Raw genomic sequence first — 1552 nt, forward strand, 5'->3', positions numbered from 1 at the left:
AGATACGCGAAACGGCAGAGGCTTTTCTGCTGCCTAAAGTCGGAATCCGGACCTGCTTGATTTGTCGCCAGACGTTCTTCCGAGTTGGAATGCCACGCGACCTTGCGCATTTGGTTTTGCCTGCAAACAGGAAATGCCGGTTTCCAGTCTGAAACCAAGTTGACCGACCAAGCTGAAAGACGTTCGGACGACCTCAGTTCGACCGAACAGGATGAGCCATGTTATGGCATCGATGCTCTTCGAGACGATGCATTGCCGTTTTGGGCAGGCTGGACGTTGTCTAGGCTTGGGCAATCGGACGTTCATTGCAATGACTCGATTGAGTATTTACTAAGTATTAATACTTAGTACCCGCACGTAGACCTATACGTATTCTCCGTCAAAGTTTGTCGCCTCTTTCTCGACGCAGGTCGGTGCGTAGAATCGAAAGCTGTTCCCGCTCAGGCGAGCGAGCTTCTCATCCACCGAAATTGTTGACGATGAACTCAAGCATCAGAACCTGGCTTTATCGCTTTTTGGATTCACGCGGACTAGCCCATGCAACCGGAAAGCCGCTCTACACGTATCGCATTACGCTCGCCGAATATGACGAACTTCGTTCGCTGCTTAAGCACGCCTTCAAGCTCCCGGATCCGTTCGGAGAAACGCCGACACTCGAGGCGGCCTGTCTTCTTTTTAGCGCAGCACGACTGTCGCTTGCTTACACAGAAGGCGCGTGGCAATGGAAGACAGTTGATGAGGAACTCCCCCGTGAGCTCACGTTTGACGAGCATAAGCGCATTGTCAAAACGGGGGCCGTTTGGTGGCGCCTTCACCATTCGATTCAAGACGACGGGAAGCGCTTTATCGGCTTTGTCATGATACAGGCCGGCATTTCGCTCAACGCGCTAGAAAACGATGCCGGACTTATCGCGAAGGGAATTCAGGAAACGCTGCGACTTATTCGGAAGTATCCGGAGCTTTCAGAAGCGACGTTACGCGAATACGTTCGGAGCCAGGTCCCGCGTCCGGATTCTTTTGCCGAACATTTGTTCGTTGATCTCCTTTGCACAGCTTCCCGCGCGCTTTATCGTGCCTTTAAGAGTCTTCCCGAGCGACCGACAGAAGCGGACTTCGTGAAAGCGTACGGCACCGTGAAGGACGATTTTCCCGCCTGCTTCTTTGAGGTGAAGCACCTCGAACGGCTCTACCAGGCCCGACTTCGGGTCAAACAATCGTCATCGCCCCTCTTCAATATACGGCGCTTCGTGCGTTGGAACCCGGACGACCCGTCGATCCCGCGACTCGTTGCGACGGCAAGACTGCCAAAGACTGTCAGCCATGTTAGTGCCGAAGAACTGGCTTTTTACTTTCATAACTTCAGCGGTCCGAAACCCAACCAGCTCGCGAGTATCCTCGTCAACGGCAGGCTCATGGCACGACTGCGTCGAACCAATGCCGAGCCTATCGGCTTTTCCGTCCGTACGAACGAACGGATCCGCATTGAAGGAAACGAAGCCGCCAAAGGCCTTTTTTCACTTATGCGTTGGATGGACGGACATACCGACGAGAT

At 53.5% G+C, this 1552-nt stretch carries 1 protein-coding gene; it reads left to right on the forward strand.

Going from position 1 to position 1552, the window contains the following annotated elements; translation table 11 throughout:
- Positions 1–479: 479 nt before the first annotated feature.
- A partial coding sequence (locus tag H6A60_RS11230) for a hypothetical protein (protein ID WP_205104647.1) occupies positions 480–1552 on the forward strand: 1073 nt, incomplete at its 3' end.

Source organism: Sutterella massiliensis (genome assembly GCF_016899755.1).
GTDB classification, from domain to species: Bacteria; Pseudomonadota; Gammaproteobacteria; order Burkholderiales; family Burkholderiaceae_F; genus Sutterella; species Sutterella massiliensis.